Below are 19,605 nucleotides of genomic sequence, written 5' to 3' on the forward strand. Positions count from 1 at the left end.
TATGCCTGTTTCAAAAACTTCATCCGATTCAAATGGTCTTAATCAAATCCAGCAGACAGCCAATCGTCTTGAGGAGATGTTGCAGCGCTTTGAGCGTGGCGGCCTTGAACAGGTTGTTTCCACTGCTGTCCGGCGCAGTCAGAAACAGCTTGAAGATAGTATGCGGGCAACTCTTCGAGACAGTCTCATCGGAATGATCGGATCTCCAACTGGTCGAAGCGGTGGGGGGCTTCTTTCATTGGTTGGCTCTTTTTTGCCTGGGTTTGCGCGTGGAGGTGTGCTTTCTGGACGTGATATGGTGGCCCGTGCGGGTGAAGCTGGCCCGGAAGCCGTTTTGCCTCTTGTGCGTGGACGGGACGGTCGGCTCGGAGTTGTTGCTACAGGTCCTTCCTCAGCTCAAGTTGCGCCGGTGGAGATCACAATACGTCATGAGAATGAGGTTGAATTTACGGGGCTATCAGCCGGACATAAGGTGCCTGATACAGTGCTGCGGGATGCTGTGGCCGATGCCCTTGATCAGGCGATGGGCGATGCCATTGATACCCGTCTTGCCCAGCATCTTCGCCCCGGCGGCATGCTTGATCGCTATCTGGTGCGGGGATAAGACATGGTTGCTGCTGTTTTGCCAGATGTGGTGCCATCCAAATCCACCCGGATGACGGCAAGTCATCGCATCAGAACAATCCGCTTCGGGGGTGGGCATGCATCTTATATTCGTGAAGGTCCAGCCCGACCTGATACCGAATGGTCGGTGGTATGGGCAGCGCTCAATGCTGAAGATGCGGGAAAGCTTGATACATTCTTTACAGAACAAGGAGGGGTGGGTGTATTCTTATGGACGCCTCCGAAAGCAATTTCATCCCAGCGGTTTCTATGCCTTGAATGGCAACTGACCCCGATCAGCGATGAATATTATCGCCTGGACGCCCGATTTGTACGGCTCCACCAGCAGTAAAGGCCATCCTTCTCCAACCCCATTCCAGACCTTCTGCAATCTGAGGAAAAACAACTATGTCTCCGTCACCCGCTCCCAAGAAATTGAGCCGGGAGCAAGCTCGTTCAACCCAGGCTACACTTATCCATCTTTTTGAGTTGACCCTGCCGTCGGAGGAAATTCTCCGCATAACTGGTCAAGGTGAAACAAGTATATGCTTCGGTGGTGAGAGCTATACGGTAATGCCTATAGAAGCGAGCGGGTTTTCGTGGAATGGCCGCGGCATGCCTGTAACACCAACCCTTGAGATCGATAACTCTTCCTCGATTTTCACCGCAATGACCAATAGCGGCGGGATGATCGGGGCAAAGCTTGTGCGCATTGTGACGCTACAGGATGAATGTGATCCACCTCACGGGGATGGGGGAGGCAGTTCTTTCACGCCGGAAACCTGGATGATTGAACGACTGGTCCGAATGGACAGGCATACGGTGGTTTTTGACCTTGCGCCCGGGGCCAATCTTGACAACAGGCTACTGCCCCAGCGCGTGATGCTGCGTGATCTCTGCCAGCATCGTTACCGCATCTGGGATGAGCAGGAAGGGAAGTTTGATTACCGGAGGGCTACATGTCCTTATATTGGAGCGGCTGTATTTGATGCAGAGGGTAATCCGGCCAAGGAAAACATAAGAGACGAATGCAGCCTTAGACTTGAAAGCGGTTGCAAGAAACGATTTAGCGGTAAGCTCCCCTACCTTGGTTTTCCCGGCTTGGGAGCGTTCTGATGCTGACACCTGAATTGAGGGCTGACATTATCGCCCATGCCCGCCGATTTGCCACAATGTCGCCACCTGAAGAAATGGCTGGCCTTGTTGCTCAAGGAAGATTTCATCCCCTTGTAAATCAGTCCGCTGATCGTTGCCACAGTTTCCGCCTCGATGCAGATCAGATTGGATCATTTGCCAAAATCGAGGCCATCGTCCACAGCCATCCGGGAGGTCCGGCCTTTCCATCTCTCGAAGACATGCGTCAGCAGCAGGTATCGGCCCTGCCATGGATTATTGCGGCGGTCCCTACGGCGACTAGATCGGAAATACGCGAGGATGTCTTTATCTGGGGAGAAAATCCCCCTGTTCTCGACTGGAAAGCGGGGTATCGCCATGGCGTCAGTGATTGTTATGCGCTGATCAGGGGGTGGTATGCCGCGTATCGTGGGGTTACGCTGCCGGAATTTCCTCGCCACTGGGAATGGTGGCTTGATGGCCATGATCTTTATGCCGAAGGTCTCGCAAAGGCAGGCTTTGAACGACTTCCGTTGACCGAGATGCCAAAGTCGGGGGATGTGTTTCTTGCTTCGGTCAGGGCGCCGGTTATCAATCACGCGGGTATTTGGCTCGGTGATGGATTGATTGCCCATCATCTTGCTGGTCGAGAGCCCGTTGATCCATCTCGTATTCCTATGAGCGAGCCAGCAGAACGTTGGCGGAAATTCATTCAAGCCTGGGCACGGCTGGTCGACTGATACATATTTTAAGGAGAGTGTCTTGTTGCGAGTACATCTTCATGGCGCATTGCGAGTATTTGGGCCACTGCATGAGATTATGGCAAAGGACCCACTTCAAGCGGTGGCGGGGATAGCTGCCCAGTGTCCCGGATTTGCCGAAACGCTGCGCATTGGCCGGTTTCACCTGCGCACTGAAAATAAAAGGCACGGCAAATTGCTGGCAGGTGCTGCCCTTTTAGCTCCGCTGGAGTGCCGTGATCTGCACCTTGTTCCTGTTGTTGCCGGATCGGCTCGCGGACGTGGCAAGGCGGTGCTTGGACTTACCTTGCTCGGACTAAGTTTCATCCCCGGTGCGAACGGGTTTATGGGATCGGCCTTTGGCCAAGTCGGGCAATCACTCATCAGCCCACAGGCCGGGACGGCATTTCAGCATTTTGGGAGCGCGTTACTCGGGCGTGCAGGCGGGCTGTTGATGTTGTCAGGTGCGGCTGAAATGCTGTCCCCGCAAGCATCATCACCAGCCGGGGTGTTGCCTTCGGCGGCTATATCGGTTCCGGATGTTTCTGGCCAGGGTGCCCCGATCCCGCTTGTTTACGGCAATGCTCGCCTTACGAGGCCGGTGGTTATTTCATCGGGGCTGAGTGTGATCACGGAATAATCTGATTACGCAGACCAGAGAAAGGGGTTAATGTGGCGGATCAAGTAATCACCGGTCAGGGCGGCGGTAAAGGTGGGCAGACCCAGCCATCTTTTGTGGACCAGCCCAATTCCATTCGCTCCAAAGCGACGGCTCGTCTGCTGATGGTGCTTTCTGCTGGGCCGGTGGAGGGGCTTGATGGTGGAGCAAGCGATATCCGGCTTGATGGGGTGCCACTTGTGTCGGGAAAGGATGGCACTGCGAATTTTTCCGGCATCTCCTGGGAAATACGTGAGGGTACGTCAGATCAGGATGTGCCCGGCCTCAATGGGTTCAACATGGTTGAGACCACAATATCGGTGGGCAGGATACTCAACCATGGAAGTCCGGTGACGCGATCAGGTAATGGTGAGGCCGTGCGCATCACCCTCCGTTTTCCTGGTGGCCTTGTCAAGCGCAAGGATAATGGAATTTTTGGTGCAAGTGTTCGTGTTGCTATTGATCGCAGGCGCCCTGATGGCAGTTGGCAGCGAAGTCTTAGCGAGACGATTTCAGAAAAACAGACCGCTCTGTTCGAGTTACAGTATCTCGTCAGGTTTGAGGGAAGTTACGATCAGGGATTTAAGCCGGCGATTCGCGTTCTGAGACTGACTGAGGACAGCACCGGCGATACAATCAGGGACAGGGTAGACTGGGTGGCTGCCACCTGGCTTAGGAGTGATCGGCTCACCTATGCGGGCATCAGCACGCTTGCGCTCAGTCTTTCGGCAGAGTCTACCTCAGGCCGGTTGCCGGAAATATCGGTGGATCTGAAAGGTCGGCTCCTGCGCGTGCCGATAAATTACGATCCGCTCAAGCGGCAGACAAGCGGCTTGTGGAATGGGGCGTTCAAGACGGTCTGGTCGAACAACCCGGCCTGGGTGATTCTTGATCTCTTGACGGACCGGGACTGGGGTATGGGGCTGAAAGACAGCATGATTGAGGTCTATGATCTCTACGCTGTTGCGCAATATGCCGATGCAGAGGTTGACAACGGCAAGGGTGGCAAGGAGCCACGTTTTCTTTTTGATGCCGTGATTGCCCGGCGCCTGCCGGCAAGCCAGCTTATTCAGCAGATCTGCGCGGCAATCCGGGTGATGATGTTCTGGTCAGGTGGTCGTCTTCGCTTTGTTGTAGATAAACCGGCCGCGCCGGTGCTCTGGCTCACCAACCATCATGTTGAAGATGGCGCTTTCATCTATACGAGTCCCGGCGCCAATACCGCGTTCAGTCATGCGCTGGTCAGCTACACGGATAAGGATGTGCCGGGAGGCATTGCGGTGGAAGCAGAGACCCGGCCATCGCATCTTGCCCGGTTTGGGTATGCCGCCAAGGAAGTTGCCCTGCTTGGCTGCCAGAGGAGGTCGCAGGCTCGTCGTCATGCGCGCTGGCTGCTTGAGGTATCCGCGCTTGATCTGCACAGCATCTCGTGGAACGCCAGCCTTGATCATTTTGCCGAAAATCCGATCAGGCCTGGTGATGTGGTGCGGATCTATGACGCCAATCGCGCCGAAGCCGGGGTGACCTCAGGGCGTTTCTTGCGCCAGGCCATCCCGGATGCCGGTAACCTGCTTTCCGGCGCGCAAGTCTTTGACCAACACATCAAGGCGGGATCGGCGGTGGTGGACATGGAAGCCGCCAACGGTGCATGGGTTGAGGATATCGAGGTGACATGCAGCGATATCAAGGTTGAGGGGCAATCTCTTTCCCAGATTATTCCCGATACCGGAACCTGGCCCCGGACCCCTGCCAAGGGAGGTGCGGTGGTAATCCGGCAGGCAGATGACAACGATGAGATCACCTCTGCTTCCGCCGCTGGCCAAGAATATCGTGTGCTGATGGTGCGTGAGCTTGACAATCATCGTCTTGAGGTCAACGCCATCCGCTATGATGCCGGCCTCTATGATCGGGTGGAGAAAAATCTGGTCCTTGATGATACGGCGGCGATTGGGCTGCCGCGATTTGATGATCCGGTACCGGCGGCTACAGGACTTTCGCTCGCTCAGCCAAGCCGTCTTCCCGAAGGCGGCACAGGGCGTGATATCCATGTCGGATGGACGCCACCTTCCGATCCCCGCATCGCCTATTGGCGGATAAATGCAACCGGTCCGGATGGTGAGCATGCCAATGCTGAAGTTGCAGCGCCCCCTGCGGTTTTGCGCTCGCTGGCGCCGGGTGCTTGGTCCTGCCGACTGGTGGCGGTGGACTGGACCGGACGCGAAGGGCAACCCGCCCTCGCCAGCGTGACGGTCAAGGCCGATCCTGAACCTGCCGCACCACCATCAGGGGCAGGGCTTGCGCCGGGATATGGGCAGTTGACATTGATTTGGTCCGGCGATGATCTGCCTGATGGCGCGGCGGTTGAGGTCTTGGAATACGACGGCCCGGACGCGGCTGACCCTAAATCCACCTCGCGGGTGATCGGCCTGATGTTGATCCTGCCGGACCGAACTCCGGGGGAGATGGCGTATTTCCGCTTGCGAACCATCCTCAAGGGAGGCACGGCTTCTGAAGCAGGAGACATGCTTAGCGGCACCGCGCTGGCGCTTCCCGAGCCGAAGGATGGAGACCGAGGCACGATCATGGCCTCGGCGCAGGTTACCTCGCCTCAATGGAATGCCGATCTGGCGGCGGCGGCAGTTACCCAGATCACCGGCGATCCCCCGCGCCCCGGTGATGTGGTGACCTTGTCCGCCGCGGGGGCATCTGGCTGGGCAGAGACAAGACGTTTCTCGACTTCCGGATGGGAGATTGCCGCGCCGATGCTGGCTGGTGACCAGATAGTGGCAGGCACGCTGCCAGCCTCACGTCTGGTGCTTGATGGCACAACGCTCAAAGCCACGGCCAAAACCGATGAGCTGACACTTGCCAATGTTCCGGCCAACCTGATCACGTCAGGGGTGATGCAGTCCATCGCCTATAGCAAGGGTAAATCCGGATATCGGATCGATACGTCGGGCAGGGCGGAGTTTTATTCGGCACATATCCGCGGCGTATTGGAGGGCTCGCGCATTGAGAGCTCCCTGCTTGTTTCGGCAACACAGACTATCCCGACCGAGGCAGGGGGGCGGTTCATCACCCTCGATGTGCCGCGGCCCTTGCGCTATTATCAGCGCAAGAAACAGGGCAACACCCTGACGCTGGGGCCGGTGGATATCAATATTGACAGCAATTCCGCCCGTTACGGGGACAAGCACAAGGTGGTGGTGGCAGCGGATGATCCGGTGGGTGATACCGACGACGGCTATAACGCCTATTATTCGAGATACTGGGCCCTTGAACCCGGCATCAAGGTAACGGCATCGACCTTTCGTTCCGGCAAACCCTGGGGCCAATATGTCACCAAGGCACGGGTGAAAGCCAAAATCTATACCCAGAGCGGCCGGGTTCTCGCCGAAAGCGACCCCGTCGATTTAAGCGGCAAGAATATCTGGAAGCATCAAACCAACGCCCTTTCCGATTACGTTCTGCTGAGTAAATCGGACGGGTTCCGTGCCGGCAGTTATATCCTGATCACCCGCAGCACCGCCTGGGAGAACGGGCCCGGTAAGGGCCGGTCCTATACCAGTTCATTGTCTCTTACCATGGTGCTTGGGGCGAAGTTCTCCTTCACCAAGGGGGATACCGAAGGGGATGGGCTGATGATGGATTTCCTGCTTGATTTCGATGGGGAAGGGCTGACGGCAAAACCGATCAATGCGCTCTACCTTACGGCGCGTATCGCGGGCACAACCCTGGACTAGAGACGATAAGGAAAGGTGATCCATGATTGATCCTGCAACCGAGGCCATGCATGATCTTCCGCCGGGCGGGCTTGTCATCGTTGCAGGAAGTCGCCCCGGGGTCGGGGTGACTTCGGCGGTAAGGGCACTTCAGGCGGCGCTGGCCGGGGCTTCGGCCGGGGCCAGGGGGCGGAAATCAAAACCTGTCACTATTCTTGATGTCGGCGTGGTGGGGGAGTGGACCGCCGAAGACCGGCCGGCACAAGCAGCAGATCTCGTACTGCTGGTGGTGCATGAGGGCTGTATGCCCGGGCATGTCCACCGGCTGGCCAGCCGGCTGATCGGTGAATTCCGGGCCGAAACCATCCTGATCCACCACCGCGATCCGGTCGGATTTCCGGCTTCCGGAGATAATATTACAATAAACTAATAAGTTGTATTTATACAACCATAAAAAACTTTTCCGAAAAATGTATATGGCTTTTGGTTGGCATCCCGGGGCTGGAGCAGCATAACAGGGTCAAGCGGGCCGTTCCCATTAGTGTTTTTCCTTTTTGTCGTGTTGTGCCGGGGTGGCCCAGAACACAACGGCGGGTTTCCGCCACGACAAAAGGATTTTCAAATGAAAAAGATTCTTCTTGCCACCACCGCTCTTGTGGCGATGACAGGAGTTGCAGGCGCGGATGTCTCGCTGTCAGGATATTACGAATTCGGCTGGGCCTCCCAGTCCGATGATGTTGACGGAGATGATATGGGTGGCGATTCCAAAATGTTCTCGGATTCCGAAGTTCATATCTCTTTCAGTTCCGCGTCCGACAGCGGGCTGGAATATGGCGCCACCTTTGAGCTGGAAGGCAAGGCCAACACGTCTACGGATCGTCAGGTGGATGAATCCTCCCTCTATATCAAGGGGGATTTCGGCAAAGTGATCCTCGGCCAGAACGACTATGCCAGCGACAGTTTCCAGACCTGGATGCCCACCCACCGCAATTCCTTCAGCCAGGACGACCACCAGTATGGGTATCGTTTCTCAGATGGTACTTCGGGTACGAATGTCTCTCATGCTGCCATCAACGCCAATTATGGTGACAATAACAAAGTCACCTATATGGCGCCGGGGCTGGGCGGGTTCAATTTCGGCGCCTCCTGGACCGATGGGGCCAGTGGTGACGGCACTGATGCCGAAGCAGATATCTCCTTCGGGTTTTCCTACAACCATGGCATCGGGATGATGGATGACATGATGGGCGGGGTTGACCTGACCCTGACAGCCGCTTCCCTTGACAATGGCGAAGATGGTGCGAATTCAGAAAAGTCGAATTCCTATGGCGTGACTATCGGCCTTGACGCCATCACCCTGGCGGCGGCCATGGCCAGTTCTGAATCAGGTGGCGGGGCTGACGTGTCCACTTCCGGTTTCGGGGTCGGCTACACGGTCAATGATCAACTGGCCCTCGGCTTCTCCGTCAGTTCATCGGAAGATGACAGCAATGACGATGAGCTCAGCACCAGTTCGGTGACGGCATCCTACACCATCGCCCCGGGGCTTAATGCCGCGGTCAGCCTGGACAGTTACGAACTCACGGCAGGTAATAATGCAAACCTGAAAAACGAAGGTACAATCACCAGTTTCTCGATTCAGGCCAATTTTTAGGGGTATGGTCAGCCGGTCTTGAGACCGGCTGACCATATTTCCGCCCCGGGGCACTCTCGGGGCGGAGCCAAAATTAAAACAATGAGGGGGAAAAACCAATGACAAAGCAAAATAAAAACCAATGACAAAGCAAAATAAAGGTGACCAGCCCGACCCGATGGATATCTATCCTGACATCGGCGATGTTGAAGCACTGATCGAACATGCTGCCCGGCGTGGTGCCCGCAATGCGCTGGCTGAACTTGGGCTCAACGACACATCCGCCCCGCAGGATATTCGCGATCTCCGCAATCTTCTCGTCAGTTGGCGCCGCATCCGGAAAGAAGCCTATAAAACAGTAGTCACCTTTGCAATTCGTGTCGTGCTCCTGATAATGTTCGGCATCGCCGTCGCCGTCATCTATGTCAGCGGTGTTGACAGTATGAAATAAAAACTACCTGCCACATGCAAAAAATTTAAGAGGGTTCCAGCCCTCTATTTTTTTGCCTTTTTTAACATTCTGCCCATTGAGGCATGCCATGAAGCGCCATTTCACTTTCAGCAGAAGATCCGAGGCGCAGCTGCGCAGTCTTCACCCTGATCTTGCCCGGGTGGCAAGGCTTGCCTTGCGCAAGACCCGGGTGGATTTCACCATCATCAGCGCCAGACGCACCATCAACGAACAACGCAGGCTGGTGGCTATGGGCAAATCGCGAACCCTTCGTTCACGCCATCTGCGCGGTGAAGCGCTCGATTTTGTGCCCCTTGACCCGACCACCGGCAAGGGCAGATTTGACCGTGGCCTCGCCATCGAGGTTGCCGCCGCCTTCATGGATGCGGGGCAGGAGCTTGGCACGCCGGTCCGTTGGGGCGGCATGTGGAAGAATTTCGAAGACATTCCCCATATTGAAATGGCAACAGATCAAAAGGGCAGAAACCATGCGGGCCCAGGGGAAATTCCGGCGCCAGATCATCCGGCCATTATATCAGGCGGCGCGTGAAGCCGCGAAACTGGCCGCCTCTATCAGCGCATCCCTGATATCTGATCCGGGCAGGGTTTCAAGTTGCCTTGCCGCGCTTTCGGCATGGGTGCGGGCATGGGTTAGCGCCCGCCCGATCGCATCATGGCGCAATAGCAGACGCTGGGCCTCGGCCAGATCACCATCCTCGATCCGGCCTTCGCCGATGGTGCGTTGCCAGAACTTTTTTTCCTCTGCCGTGCCGTCGGCATAGGCGATCATCACCGGCAGCGTTGTCTTGCCTTCGGCAAAATCATCTCCCACCGTCTTGCCAAGCGCGGACTGATCGGCCTGATAGTCCAGCGCATCATCGGCGATCTGAAACGCAATGCCCAGTTCCATCCCGTATTGCCGCATGATGCCGGCAAGCCCGGAATCTCCCCCCGCAACCATGGCGCCTGTTTCTGCCGCCGCCGCGAAAAGCTCGGCGGTCTTGCCGATGATCACCGTCAGGTAATTTTCCACCGGCGTATCCGGTTTTCCGGCAATCAGCATCTGGCTGATCTCGCCTTCGGTGATCCGGGCCGAAGCCGCAGCCAGTTTCCCCAGCACTTCAATATTTCCGGTTTCGACCATCAACTCAAAGGCTCGTGCAAAGAGAAAATCTCCCACCAGCACGCTTGCCTCATTCCCCCAGATCGCGTTCGCCGTTGCCTTGCCACGGCGGAGATCCGATGCATCGATCACGTCATCATGAAGCAAGGTGGCGGTGTGGATAAACTCGACCGCCGCCGCAAGTTTCGCTGCAAGATCGGTTTTCCCGCCTGCCATCATCGCCCCGGCAAGAGTCAGCATCGGCCGCATGCGCTTTCCCCCCGACGCCACAAGATGCCCGGCAAGGGTGGGTATCAGCTCAATCTCGCTCTGCATACGGTCAACAATGATGGTATTGACCTCACGCATGGCAGCGTCGGTCATGGACAGCAACGGGCTTAGGGATGGGGTTGTCATCGGCAAAATGTCACGTCATCTGGTCACGATGCCTTATCTCATGGAAGAGACGCCGCGTGATGTCAAGCGCATTGCACCGTTTCCTTTCTCAAGACTTCCGGTGTAAACTCGTCAGATGAAGGATATTCTGACCCTCACTGATCCCGTGCGGATCTCATTCATCGAGGCATTGCTCAAGGATGCCGGTATTGCCTATGCTATTCGTGATGGTCATATGGCCGATCTCCTCGGTATGCAGAACGGTCTCTTTCCCCGTCGACTTGCTGTCGATGAAGATGATGCAAGACAGGCAGAACGTGTCCTGCGCGGGGCGGATCAGTGGTACGATGACTGAAGCTAAACCCCGCATCGAGGCGATCTCATGCAAGCCTGACCTCTTGCCTGCTGACGCGATGGCCTCCACACCCTTGACCAGAGACAGCTGGTATGATGGCAGTCTCACCCTTTGGCAGCCGCGGGATGGGTTCCGGGCTACCACCGATGCCGTGCTCCTGGCTGCCGCTGTCGACGGTGCGGCCACCCATGCGCTTGAACTTGGTGCCGGTGGCGGGGCGGCGACACTCGCCCTCGCGCGGCGCTGCGGTGAGATGCGCATTACAGCCGTCGAACGTGACCCGCTGATGGCAGGATTGTTGCGGCGTAATATTGAAACCAATGCGCTCACCGGCCGGATTTCAGCTCTTCATGCCGATATCTTCAATGATGAAGCCGCATATGCCTGGCGTGAACAGCATGATCATGTCTATTTCAACCCCCCATACAACGATGCGGCCTCGACTCTTTCCGGGGATGAAAGGCGAAAGGCTTCCATGGCAGCGGAGAATCTTAATGGCTGGATCAGGGCGGGCATCAGGGCGCTGGTACCTCGAGGGCAGATAACTCTTGTCAGCCGGGCTGACCGGCTACCTGAAATTCTTGTGGCGCTTGAGGTTGAAAAAACAGGTTCCATCGTCCTCAGGATGGTGCATGCGGAGGCACATCTTCCGGCGATCCGGATACTCGTGCGGGCCCGTAAGGGGATTGCCGGACGACTTGAAATTCTGCCGCCGCTGGTCATGCGGGAAGGGGCAGAGACACTTACCGGCAAGATGAAGGCGATCAGTCATCACCGGGATGAGATTTCGATGACTGCGCCAGGCCGTCAATATCGCAAGCCACGGCTTGCGCCCCGGCCAGATAAAGGGTAGGAAAAGCCATGATCAGGCGTATCTTTTCACTTTTTCGAAAATCAAGACCCGTTGTTCCCGTGATCCGTTTGCAGGGCATGATCGCTGCATCTTCCGGGTTGAGGCGCGGGCTCAGCATGGCAGCTCTTGCCCCCATTATCGACAAGGCCTTTGATCAAAAGAGCATTGCCGCAGTGGCGCTGGTAATCAATTCACCAGGCGGATCACCGGTGCAGTCATCACTTATTTATGACCGGATAAGGCACCTTGCTCGCAAGAAGGATGTTCCGGTGCTGAGTTTCGTTGAAGATGTCGCGGCATCAGGAGGATACTGGCTGGCATGTGCCGGGGATGAGATTTATGTCAACGGAGCTTCGGTTGTGGGATCAATCGGTGTAGTTTCGGCTGGTTTCGGGTTTGATGAAGCTATTGGGCGTATCGGGATCAGCCGCCGGGTCTATACTTCTGGCACCCGCAAGGGCATGCTTGATCCTTTTCAGCCAGAACAGGAAGACGATATCATCCACCTGCGTGAGTTGCAGAAGGATATTCATGATCAGTTCATTGCCATGGTAAAGCATCGCCGCGGCTCCAGGTTAAATGAAGATGAAGAATTGCTTTTCTCAGGCGCTTTCTGGACTGGCCGCAAGGGGATTGCTCTCGGCCTCGCGGATAGGGAAGGCGAGTTAAGGCAAGTGCTCGAAGAACGGTTCGGCAAGCAGGTAGATATCCGTCTGATGCAACCAAAGCGGGGTCTTTTTGGGATGTCCTCCGGTAATCCCGGGGTTGGGATTTCAGGCAATCTTGCTGATGCAGGTGTGGAAGCTCTTCACCATGCGCTGATCGAAAAACTGGAACGCAGCCGGTTCGGGTTATAGGGAGGCTGAAGCCACCATGTTCACACCACAGAAGATATTGATCCTTCTCCTTATTCTGGGATTTGTCTGGTTTTTGTTTCGGGTGATTGAGAGGCGTAGCCGGGTCATGAAGCAATCTGGCAAAAGTACCGCTGAAACAATGGACCTCATCCAGTGCTCTCTTTGTGGAAATTGGGTAAATTCATCCTGCAAGAAGGACGATTGCCCCATCAGCAGTTGATGCTCATTCGTCAATCAAGTATGGTGCGGCCACCAAGTGGACGAGGGCGCCATGATGATTAATAAAAGTACCAGTTTTCAGCACATAATTCTGACGCTCCAGCGCTACTGGGCTGATCAGGGTTGCGTCATTCTGCAACCTTATGACATGGAAGTTGGTGCAGGAACTTTTCATCCCGCAACAACCTTGCGCTCTCTTGGGCCTGATGATGTCTGGCGGGCGGCCTATGTTCAGCCGTCGCGGCGTCCGGCTGATGGTCGATATGGGGAAAATCCGAACCGTCTTCAGCACTACTATCAGTTTCAGGTGATCATGAAACCGTCACCGGCCAATAGCCAGGATCTTTATCTGGGCTCACTCAAGGCCATCGGGCTTGATCCTTTGGCCCATGATATCCGTTTTGTTGAAGATGATTGGGAAAGCCCGACCCTTGGGGCGGCCGGCCTTGGCTGGGAAGTTTGGTGCGATGGCATGGAAGTTTCCCAGTTTACCTATTTTCAGCAGGTGGGCGGGATCGAATGCAGCCCGGTCCCGGTGGAACTGACCTATGGGCTGGAACGGCTGGTCATGTTTATTCAGGGCGTGGATAATGTCTATGATCTGGATTGGGATGGCGTGCCAAAAGATCAGGGTGGCAAGGTGTACCGTGATATTTTTCACGCAGCGGAAATCCAGTATTCGCATCATAATTTTGAACGTGCCGATACCGAGATGCTGATGCAGCACTTCCTTGATGCTGAAGCGGAATGTGCGAGCCTGCTGAACAGCGAGAATCCTCTTCCGCTTCCAGCCTATGATCAGTGTATGAAAGCAAGCCATTTATTTAATCTTCTGGATGCACGCGGGGTGATTTCCGTTGCGGAAAGGCAAGGCTATATAGGCCGTGTCAGGACACTTGCAAAAGCTTGCTGCGAGGCCTGGGTTGAAGCTGGTGAAAGGAAAGAAATCTGATCATGGCAGAACTTTTCTTGGAGCTTTTTGGTGAAGAAATTCCGGCTCGAATGCAGGAAGCAGCAGAGCGCAAACTGGCTGATGCGATTTCAGGTGCTCTTGCGGATAAGGGGCTTGGCGGTAGCACACCGATAACATGGTCTGGCCCTCGTCGCCTTGCCGTTGCGATTAATGATGTTGCTGAGATGCAGGCCGACCTTAGCGAAGAGCGGCGTGGTCCTCGTACTGATGCCCCGGATTCGGCGATTGAGGGATTCCTTAAATCAGCGGGGATTTCACGTGATGAGGCTGAAATCCGCTCAACACCCAAGGGAGATTTTCTTTTTGCGGTAATTGAGCGAAAAGGTGCCGCAAGCCTGGATATTATTCCTGAATTGGTCGCCACTGTACTGGAAGAGTTTTCCTGGCCGAAAAGCATGCGATGGGGGCGAAGTCGGGCCCGCTGGGTGCGTCCCCTAAGCCGGATCACCGTCCTTTTTGATGGTGCGCCTGTTGCTGGTGAATTTGATCTTGGTGGAGGTCTTTCTATTCCCTTTGGTGATAAAACCGAAGGGCATCGGATGCTCGCGCCTGAAGAAATCAAGATCAGAAGCGGTAAAAGTTATGCCGCTGATCTTGAAAAGGCGTTCGTCATAGTAGACCGGAAGGAACGAATAGAACGTATCCGCCAGTCTATCATGAAGTTAGCCGAAAAAGAGAATCTTAAATGGCGTGAAGATGAAGGGCTTCTCGCCGAAGTTGCAGGACTGGTGGAGTTTCCGCACCTGATTATGGGCCAGATCGGTCAGGATGTCATGGATCTGCCTACTGAAGTGCTCATTGTCGCGATGCGAAATCACCAGAAGTATTTTGCCTTTGATCAGCTTGATGGCGCAGGGCTTGCGCCATGCTTTGCCACCGTGACCAATATGTCTCCTGATCCGGTGCGTGATAAGGTAATCCGGAATGGGAATGAAAGGGTGCTGGCGGCTCGCCTGTCGGATGCCCGGTTTTTCTGGAACCAAGATAGGCAGGCCCTTCTTGATCAACGCTTGCCCCAGCTGGACGAGATCACGTTTTTTGAAGGTCTTGGCAGCATGGGCCGGAAAGCCGAAAGACTGGAAAAACTTGCCTCCGGCATAGCCTTGCAAATCGGAGCAGATAAAGAGATTGCCGGCCGGGCAGCACGTCTTGCGAAGGCTGATCTTGTATCTGAAACGGTTGGTGAATTTCCGGAACTCCAGGGTGTTATCGGCGGGTATCTGGCGCAGTTTTCCGTCGATAAATCCATCGCAGAAACTATTGGTAGCGCGGTGCGGTCTCAATATAAACCCGAAGGCCCGAAAGACAGCCTGCCTGAAACTCCAGAAGGTATGGCCGTGGCTCTGGCGGACAAGATTGATACGCTGGTCGGATTTTTCAGTGTTGGTGCGGTGCCTACGGGTTCGAAGGATCCTTATGCCCTGCGCCGGGCGGCTCTTGGAGTTATCCGTATAATTGTTGAAAACAGGTTGGATCTGCCCCTTGGCAGGGTGCTGATCACGGCAGCACAACAATATGATCAGGAGTCACCTGATGCAGCATTACTGCCTTTTCTTCAGGAAAGGTTCCGGGTCTGGTTGCGGGAACGGGGTATCGGTCATGATGTTGTAAATGCATTGATCCGCGATAATGATGCTCGTCATGATGATCTGCTTCATATTTTCAGGCTGGCGGAAACGCTGGCAGAATTTATCGCCCGGGAGGAAGGGGAAGGCCTGATGGCCGGGTACCGCCGTGCCAGTAATATTCTTGCTGCTGAAGAAAAGAAGGATCAGCAAACCTATGACGGCAAAGTGAAGGAAGATCTTCTGAAAGATGAGGGGGAAATATTGCTTTATCAGACGATCCGCGCTGTTCTCAGCAAGCCTAATTCCTCCACCGATGACAATATCGACCGGATGCGGGCGCTGGGAGGCATACGAGCACCGATTGACATGTTTTTTGAGAAAGTCACCGTCAATGATGATGATCAGGCTGTTCGGATCAACAGGCTCAATCTGTTGGGATGCATTCGCGCGGCCATGCAAGAAATTGCCGACTTTTCAAAGATAGAAGGTTGAAGGATTTTAGCGTAACTCGCCTGCCTATTTGCACTATCCGGGAAATGGAGCCTGAAAATGAGAAAATGGGTCTATAGTTTTGGTGATGAAATAACCGAAGGAAATGCAGGGATGCGCAACCTTCTGGGTGGCAAGGGGGCAAATCTTGCCGAGATGAGCAGCATTGGCCTGCCTGTCCCACCCGGATTCACGATTTCTACCGAAGTTTGCACCTATTACTATGATAATGATCGGCAATATCCTTCCAGCCTTGCAGATGAGGTGAGCACGGCGATCAGCCTTATCGAGAAGGAAACAGGCCTAAGATTTGCCGATCCTGACAACCCGCTACTTCTCTCGGTGCGGTCGGGGGCCCGTGCCTCGATGCCCGGGATGATGGATACAGTTCTTAATCTCGGACTCAACCCTGACGTCGTTGCTGGTCTTGCCGCCAAAACCAGTGACAAGCGCTTTGCCTGGGATTCTTACCGTCGATTCATTCAGATGTATGGGGATGTTGTGCTTGAAGTCGATCATGGTCTTTTCGAGGATGCCCTTGAAAACATGAAAGAAGCCCGAGGTTTTGTCGATGATGTTGAATTAAGCGGGGATGACCTCGAAATGCTGGTAGGAGAGTATCTTGAAATCGTTAAAGAAGAAACAGGTTCCTCTTTTCCAATTGACCCTATGGATCAGCTCTGGGGGGCTATCAGTGCGGTATTCGGCAGCTGGATGAATTCACGTGCTATTACCTACCGTCGCCTAAATAACATTCCGGCGGAATGGGGTACTGCGGTGAATGTGCAGTCCATGGTGTTTGGCAATATGGGCGATGACTGCGCTACGGGCGTGGCCTTCACGCGCAATCCCTCGACCGGGGAAAATGTTTTTTATGGTGAGTTCCTTGTCAATGCCCAGGGAGAAGATGTTGTTGCAGGCATACGCACCCCTCGTAACCTGACCAGTGCCGAACGTCTTCAAAGCGGCAATGAACAGCTTTCAATGGAAGAGCAAATGCCGGAGGTATATGCGCAGCTTGCCGAGGTCCGGACGCTTCTTGAGAGCCATTACAAGGATATGCAGGATCTGGAATTCACCATCCAGACGGGCAAACTCTACATGCTCCAGACACGGAGCGGCAAGCGTACAGCGCAGGCGGCGCTCAGAATGGCAGTTGAAATGGCGGAGGAAGGATTGATCAGCCAGGAGGAGGCGATCATGCGTATTGATGCAGGCTCTCTTGATCAGCTACTTCATCCCACCCTTGATCAGGATGCTGAAAAGACATTGCTAACGCGCGGGCTACCTGCATCACCTGGCGCATCATCGGGTGAAGTTGTGCTGACAGCTGATCGTGCCGAAGAACTTGCAGCCGCAGGTCACAAGGTCATTCTGGTGCGACTTGAGACCAGTCCGGAGGATATCCATGGCATGCATGCGGCAACCGGTATCTTGACTGCCCGCGGCGGTATGACCAGCCATGCGGCAGTCGTTGCCCGCGGGATGGGCCGGTCATGTGTATGCGGGGCTAGCGAAGTCCGGATTGATGTAGACGAAGGTACTGTTTACATAGGCTCAGCGCAGTTGAAAGAAGGGGATTTGATCACCCTTGATGGCGGAACGGGTGAAGTGTTCCAAGGCGAAGTGCCGACAATCATGCCCGAACTTTCAGGTGCTTTCGGCACCCTGATCAACTGGGCTGATGAAGTTAGGCGACTTGGGATTCGCGCCAATGCCGAAACCCCGCTGGATGCCCGCACCGCGAGAGAGTTCGGCGCCGAGGGAATTGGTCTTTCCCGAACTGAACATATGTTCTTTGATGCCGATCGCATCGTAGCCATGCGAGAGATGATCATGGCAACCGATATCGAAGGCCGTAAAGCTGCGCTGGCAAAACTGTTGCCAATGCAACGGGGTGATTTTGCTGAACTCTTCCGGATTATGGAAGGGTTACCTGTTACAATACGTCTTCTTGATCCGCCCCTGCATGAGTTTCTCCCGCACAGTAACGACGAGCTTGAAGAAGTTGCCAAAGCTGCCGGGGTCAGTGTACGCGTTGCACGGGAGCGGGCCATAAAACTGAAGGAAACAAACCCCATGCTCGGGCATAGGGGTTGCCGACTTGCCATCACCTACCCGGAAATCTGCGCCATGCAGGCGCGCGCTATTTTTGAAGCGGCAAGCCTTGTGCAAAAGGAAGGCGGTGCCCCGGTCACAGCTGAAATCATGGTACCGCTTGCAGCAACCGCGCGTGAGGTTGAACTATGTCGGGAGATTATCGACCGTACTGCCCGTAATGTTGAAAAGGAATCAGGCATCTCGGTTGAATATATGGTTGGCACAATGATCGAACTGCCGCGCTCATGCCTTGTTGCAGACGAGATTGCCAAAGAAGCTGCATTCTTTTCTTTTGGCACCAACGATCTGACCCAGACTGCCCTCGGTATCAGTCGTGATGATGCCGGACAATTCCTTCGGGAATATGCCGAAGCAGACATCTATCCCATAGATCCGTTCGTTTCCATGGATAGGGAAGGTGTAGGCACGCTGGTTCGAATCGGGGTGGAAAAGGGAAAATCCGTTCGACCCGATATCAAGCTTGGTATTTGTGGAGAACATGGTGGGGATCCTGCCTCCATTGATTTCTGCGAAGAGGTCGGGCTTGATTACGTTTCCTGTTCACCCTACCGGGTACCTGTAGCAAGACTCGCCGCGGCCCAGGCTGCCATTCGGATGAAATCCAGCGCATAAACGTTTTCTTAATTTATTTAAGTTATCCTGATCTTTGACGTTGAGTCTTCCCGCTCCGCGCAGGTTGAAGATTGCCCGGCGTCTGTGTCATCAGGGAGAGAACAATGCGCCTGCCGCAAGGTCTTAAGTGCATCTTTTTTGCTGGAATGTTGCTGCTGACACCAGCAAATCCTTTAGTTGTGACGGATAGTTATGCAGATACAGGATTTACCGCAGGCTTTGAAAGATTGTCTCGCACGCCTCTAAGCCCGGAGATTTGGCTTTTCTATCCTTCAATGGCTCCCGCAGAAAATGCTCGCGTTGGTTTCTGGGAGTTGAGGGTGGCAGAATCTGCGCCACCGGCACCCGGTCAGTACCCGGCAGTGGTGTTGTCGCATGGACTTTTCGGTATGCCTGTAAGTCACCATCGCCTGGCTCAAGAACTGGCGCAAGCCGGGTTTATCGTTATCGCTCCTGTTCATGATGATGGGCCTGCTGTTGCCCAGCGCTATACCAGAAGAACACGGGAGATATCTATTGCTCTTGATAGGGTGCTGATGGACCCGCTCCTCAATACTCACCTTGATATCTACCGCATTGGTGGTTTTGGGTTTTCGCTAGGTGGTGCAAGTATTCTTGCTGCTGCAGGTGGCCGGATTGATTTCGATCTTGTCAGGTCTCATTGCCGCAATGCCCTTGCGGATCCCGAATTTTGTGACAGAGGTGGGATTGGAACTGTTCCCGGAGTTGTGCCACTTGTCCCGGATCCAAGGTTGAAGTCGGTTGTGCTTGCCGCTCCCATAGGAGTTATGTTTTCAGAACTTGATGCCATTACGGCTGATGTCTGGGTTATCCGCGCCGGACAGGACAAACAGTTGCGTTTTCCTTTTCATGCTGAACATATTCGTGGGTTGATGACCGGGCCCTATCGCTACAGTTTTGAACCTGAGGCACATCATTATGCGTTTCTCTCACCTTTCCCGGCAGTTCTTGTCGATGAGATTGGGGCACCTGCCCGTGATCCGGCAGGTTTTGACCGGCGGGCGTTTCAGCGCCGTATAAATGCGGATATTGTGGCGCATTTCAGTGAAACACTCATCCCGTGAGACCTGGCCCCCCCCCTCCCCCGGTTTTTCCAGCGTCACGAATATCAAAGGCCGG

The 19,605-nt window shown here is 54.8% G+C and carries 19 protein-coding genes; 18 read left to right on the forward strand and 1 reads right to left on the reverse strand.

The genetic code is table 11. The features are described from left to right. Position 1 precedes the first annotated feature (1 nt). The 10 genes from AB8880_02075 to AB8880_02120 all read left to right on the forward strand — a co-directional run bounded on the left by AB8880_02075 (position 2) and on the right by AB8880_02120 (position 9,470). Complete coding sequence (locus AB8880_02075) at positions 2 to 604, forward strand: hypothetical protein (GenBank protein ID XDZ66202.1); 603 nt, start codon at positions 2 to 4, stop codon at positions 602 to 604. 3 nt (positions 605 to 607) lie between these two features. Further along, the gene (locus tag AB8880_02080; protein XDZ66203.1) at positions 608 to 955 is read left to right on the forward strand and encodes a phage tail protein; all 348 of its coding nucleotides are present in this window, start codon (positions 608 to 610) and stop codon (positions 953 to 955) included. A 56-nt stretch (positions 956 to 1,011) separates the two neighbouring features. After that, positions 1,012 to 1,719, forward strand: a complete 708-nt coding sequence (locus AB8880_02085) for a phage minor tail protein L (protein XDZ66204.1) — start codon at positions 1,012 to 1,014, stop codon at positions 1,717 to 1,719. Then, the gene (locus tag AB8880_02090; GenBank protein ID XDZ66205.1) at positions 1,719 to 2,456 is read left to right on the forward strand and encodes a Mov34/MPN/PAD-1 family protein; all 738 of its coding nucleotides are present in this window, start codon (positions 1,719 to 1,721) and stop codon (positions 2,454 to 2,456) included. Before AB8880_02085 ends, AB8880_02090 begins: the two co-directional genes overlap by 1 nt. Before the next feature lie 79 nt (positions 2,457 to 2,535). Next, positions 2,536 to 3,096, forward strand: a complete 561-nt coding sequence (locus AB8880_02095) for a hypothetical protein (GenBank protein ID XDZ66206.1) — start codon at positions 2,536 to 2,538, stop codon at positions 3,094 to 3,096. Positions 3,097 to 3,128: 32 nt separating this feature from the next. Beyond that, on the forward strand, positions 3,129 to 6,857 hold the full coding sequence (locus tag AB8880_02100) for a host specificity protein J (protein ID XDZ66207.1): 3,729 nt from the start codon (positions 3,129 to 3,131) through the stop codon (positions 6,855 to 6,857). A gap of 22 nt (positions 6,858 to 6,879) precedes the next feature. Further along, positions 6,880 to 7,266, forward strand: a complete 387-nt coding sequence (locus AB8880_02105; GenBank protein ID XDZ66208.1) for a hypothetical protein — start codon at positions 6,880 to 6,882, stop codon at positions 7,264 to 7,266. 192 nt (positions 7,267 to 7,458) lie between these two features. Then, positions 7,459 to 8,490: a porin gene (locus AB8880_02110; protein ID XDZ66209.1), complete on the forward strand. Its 1,032-nt coding sequence runs from the start codon at positions 7,459 to 7,461 to the stop codon at positions 8,488 to 8,490. Positions 8,491 to 8,611: 121 nt separating this feature from the next. Then, the gene (locus AB8880_02115; GenBank protein ID XDZ66210.1) at positions 8,612 to 8,920 is read left to right on the forward strand and encodes a DUF6127 family protein; all 309 of its coding nucleotides are present in this window, start codon (positions 8,612 to 8,614) and stop codon (positions 8,918 to 8,920) included. 88 nt (positions 8,921 to 9,008) lie between these two features. Further along, positions 9,009 to 9,470: a M15 family metallopeptidase gene (locus AB8880_02120; protein XDZ66211.1), complete on the forward strand. Its 462-nt coding sequence runs from the start codon at positions 9,009 to 9,011 to the stop codon at positions 9,468 to 9,470. Here AB8880_02120 and AB8880_02125 read toward each other — a convergent pair. Then, a complete protein-coding gene (locus AB8880_02125; protein ID XDZ66212.1) occupies positions 9,456 to 10,406 on the reverse strand; it encodes a polyprenyl synthetase family protein in 951 nt (316 codons plus the stop codon). The two genes, AB8880_02120 and AB8880_02125, sit on opposite strands and share 15 nt — an antisense overlap. Between AB8880_02125 and AB8880_02130 the strand changes: the two genes are divergently transcribed. From AB8880_02130 to AB8880_02165, 8 genes are all read left to right on the forward strand, one after another. After that, positions 10,390 to 10,545 (forward strand): hypothetical protein, encoded by a 156-nt coding sequence (locus AB8880_02130; protein XDZ66213.1) that lies wholly within the window; start codon positions 10,390 to 10,392, stop codon positions 10,543 to 10,545. The two genes, AB8880_02125 and AB8880_02130, sit on opposite strands and share 17 nt — an antisense overlap. A gap of 9 nt (positions 10,546 to 10,554) precedes the next feature. Next, on the forward strand, positions 10,555 to 10,773 hold the full coding sequence (locus AB8880_02135; GenBank protein ID XDZ66214.1) for a DUF2007 domain-containing protein: 219 nt from the start codon (positions 10,555 to 10,557) through the stop codon (positions 10,771 to 10,773). After that, on the forward strand, positions 10,766 to 11,626 hold the full coding sequence (locus tag AB8880_02140; GenBank protein XDZ66215.1) for a tRNA1(Val) (adenine(37)-N6)-methyltransferase: 861 nt from the start codon (positions 10,766 to 10,768) through the stop codon (positions 11,624 to 11,626). The genes AB8880_02135 and AB8880_02140 overlap by 8 nt, the downstream gene beginning before the upstream one ends. A gap of 8 nt (positions 11,627 to 11,634) precedes the next feature. Further along, entirely contained in the window at positions 11,635 to 12,483 is an 849-nt protein-coding gene (locus AB8880_02145) for a S49 family peptidase (GenBank protein ID XDZ66216.1), read from the forward strand. Between the two features lie 271 nt (positions 12,484 to 12,754). Continuing rightward, positions 12,755 to 13,654: a glycine--tRNA ligase subunit alpha gene (locus AB8880_02150; protein ID XDZ66217.1), complete on the forward strand. Its 900-nt coding sequence runs from the start codon at positions 12,755 to 12,757 to the stop codon at positions 13,652 to 13,654. A 2-nt stretch (positions 13,655 to 13,656) separates the two neighbouring features. Next, the gene (glyS, locus tag AB8880_02155) at positions 13,657 to 15,735 is read left to right on the forward strand and encodes a glycine--tRNA ligase subunit beta (protein ID XDZ66218.1); all 2,079 of its coding nucleotides are present in this window, start codon (positions 13,657 to 13,659) and stop codon (positions 15,733 to 15,735) included. 57 nt (positions 15,736 to 15,792) lie between these two features. After that, positions 15,793 to 18,465, forward strand: coding sequence for a pyruvate, phosphate dikinase (gene ppdK, locus AB8880_02160; GenBank protein ID XDZ66219.1), 2,673 nt, complete (start codon positions 15,793 to 15,795; stop codon positions 18,463 to 18,465). Positions 18,466 to 18,785: 320 nt separating this feature from the next. After that, entirely contained in the window at positions 18,786 to 19,550 is a 765-nt protein-coding gene (locus tag AB8880_02165) for an alpha/beta hydrolase family protein (GenBank protein XDZ66220.1), read from the forward strand. The last annotated feature ends 55 nt before the right edge of the window (positions 19,551 to 19,605 follow it).

It is taken from the genome of Alphaproteobacteria bacterium LSUCC0684 (assembly GCA_041228335.1).
In the GTDB taxonomy this organism is placed as follows: domain Bacteria; phylum Pseudomonadota; class Alphaproteobacteria; order Puniceispirillales; family UBA1172.

What these genes read in the sequence shown, in the direction of transcription:
- AB8880_02120 (XDZ66211.1), top strand. Translation starts at nt 9,009, where the DNA reads ATGAAGCGCCATTTCACTTTCAGCAGAAGATCCGAGGCGCAGCTGCGC.
- AB8880_02150 (XDZ66217.1), top strand. Translation starts at nt 12,755, where the DNA reads ATGATGATTAATAAAAGTACCAGTTTTCAGCACATAATTCTGACGCTC.
- AB8880_02145 (XDZ66216.1), top strand. Translation starts at nt 11,635, where the DNA reads ATGATCAGGCGTATCTTTTCACTTTTTCGAAAATCAAGACCCGTTGTT.
- AB8880_02115 (XDZ66210.1), top strand. Translation starts at nt 8,612, where the DNA reads ATGACAAAGCAAAATAAAGGTGACCAGCCCGACCCGATGGATATCTAT.
- AB8880_02085 (XDZ66204.1), top strand. Translation starts at nt 1,012, where the DNA reads ATGTCTCCGTCACCCGCTCCCAAGAAATTGAGCCGGGAGCAAGCTCGT.
- glyS (XDZ66218.1), top strand. Translation starts at nt 13,657, where the DNA reads ATGGCAGAACTTTTCTTGGAGCTTTTTGGTGAAGAAATTCCGGCTCGA.
- AB8880_02080 (XDZ66203.1), top strand. Translation starts at nt 608, where the DNA reads ATGGTTGCTGCTGTTTTGCCAGATGTGGTGCCATCCAAATCCACCCGG.
- AB8880_02095 (XDZ66206.1), top strand. Translation starts at nt 2,536, where the DNA reads ATGGCAAAGGACCCACTTCAAGCGGTGGCGGGGATAGCTGCCCAGTGT.
- AB8880_02140 (XDZ66215.1), top strand. Translation starts at nt 10,766, where the DNA reads ATGACTGAAGCTAAACCCCGCATCGAGGCGATCTCATGCAAGCCTGAC.
- ppdK (XDZ66219.1), top strand. Translation starts at nt 15,793, where the DNA reads ATGAGAAAATGGGTCTATAGTTTTGGTGATGAAATAACCGAAGGAAAT.
- AB8880_02135 (XDZ66214.1), top strand. Translation starts at nt 10,555, where the DNA reads ATGAAGGATATTCTGACCCTCACTGATCCCGTGCGGATCTCATTCATC.
- AB8880_02075 (XDZ66202.1), top strand. Translation starts at nt 2, where the DNA reads ATGCCTGTTTCAAAAACTTCATCCGATTCAAATGGTCTTAATCAAATC.
- AB8880_02105 (XDZ66208.1), top strand. Translation starts at nt 6,880, where the DNA reads ATGATTGATCCTGCAACCGAGGCCATGCATGATCTTCCGCCGGGCGGG.
- AB8880_02090 (XDZ66205.1), top strand. Translation starts at nt 1,719, where the DNA reads ATGCTGACACCTGAATTGAGGGCTGACATTATCGCCCATGCCCGCCGA.
- AB8880_02125 (XDZ66212.1), bottom strand. Translation starts at nt 10,406, where the DNA reads ATGACCGACGCTGCCATGCGTGAGGTCAATACCATCATTGTTGACCGT.
- AB8880_02130 (XDZ66213.1), top strand. Translation starts at nt 10,390, where the DNA reads ATGGCAGCGTCGGTCATGGACAGCAACGGGCTTAGGGATGGGGTTGTC.
- AB8880_02110 (XDZ66209.1), top strand. Translation starts at nt 7,459, where the DNA reads ATGAAAAAGATTCTTCTTGCCACCACCGCTCTTGTGGCGATGACAGGA.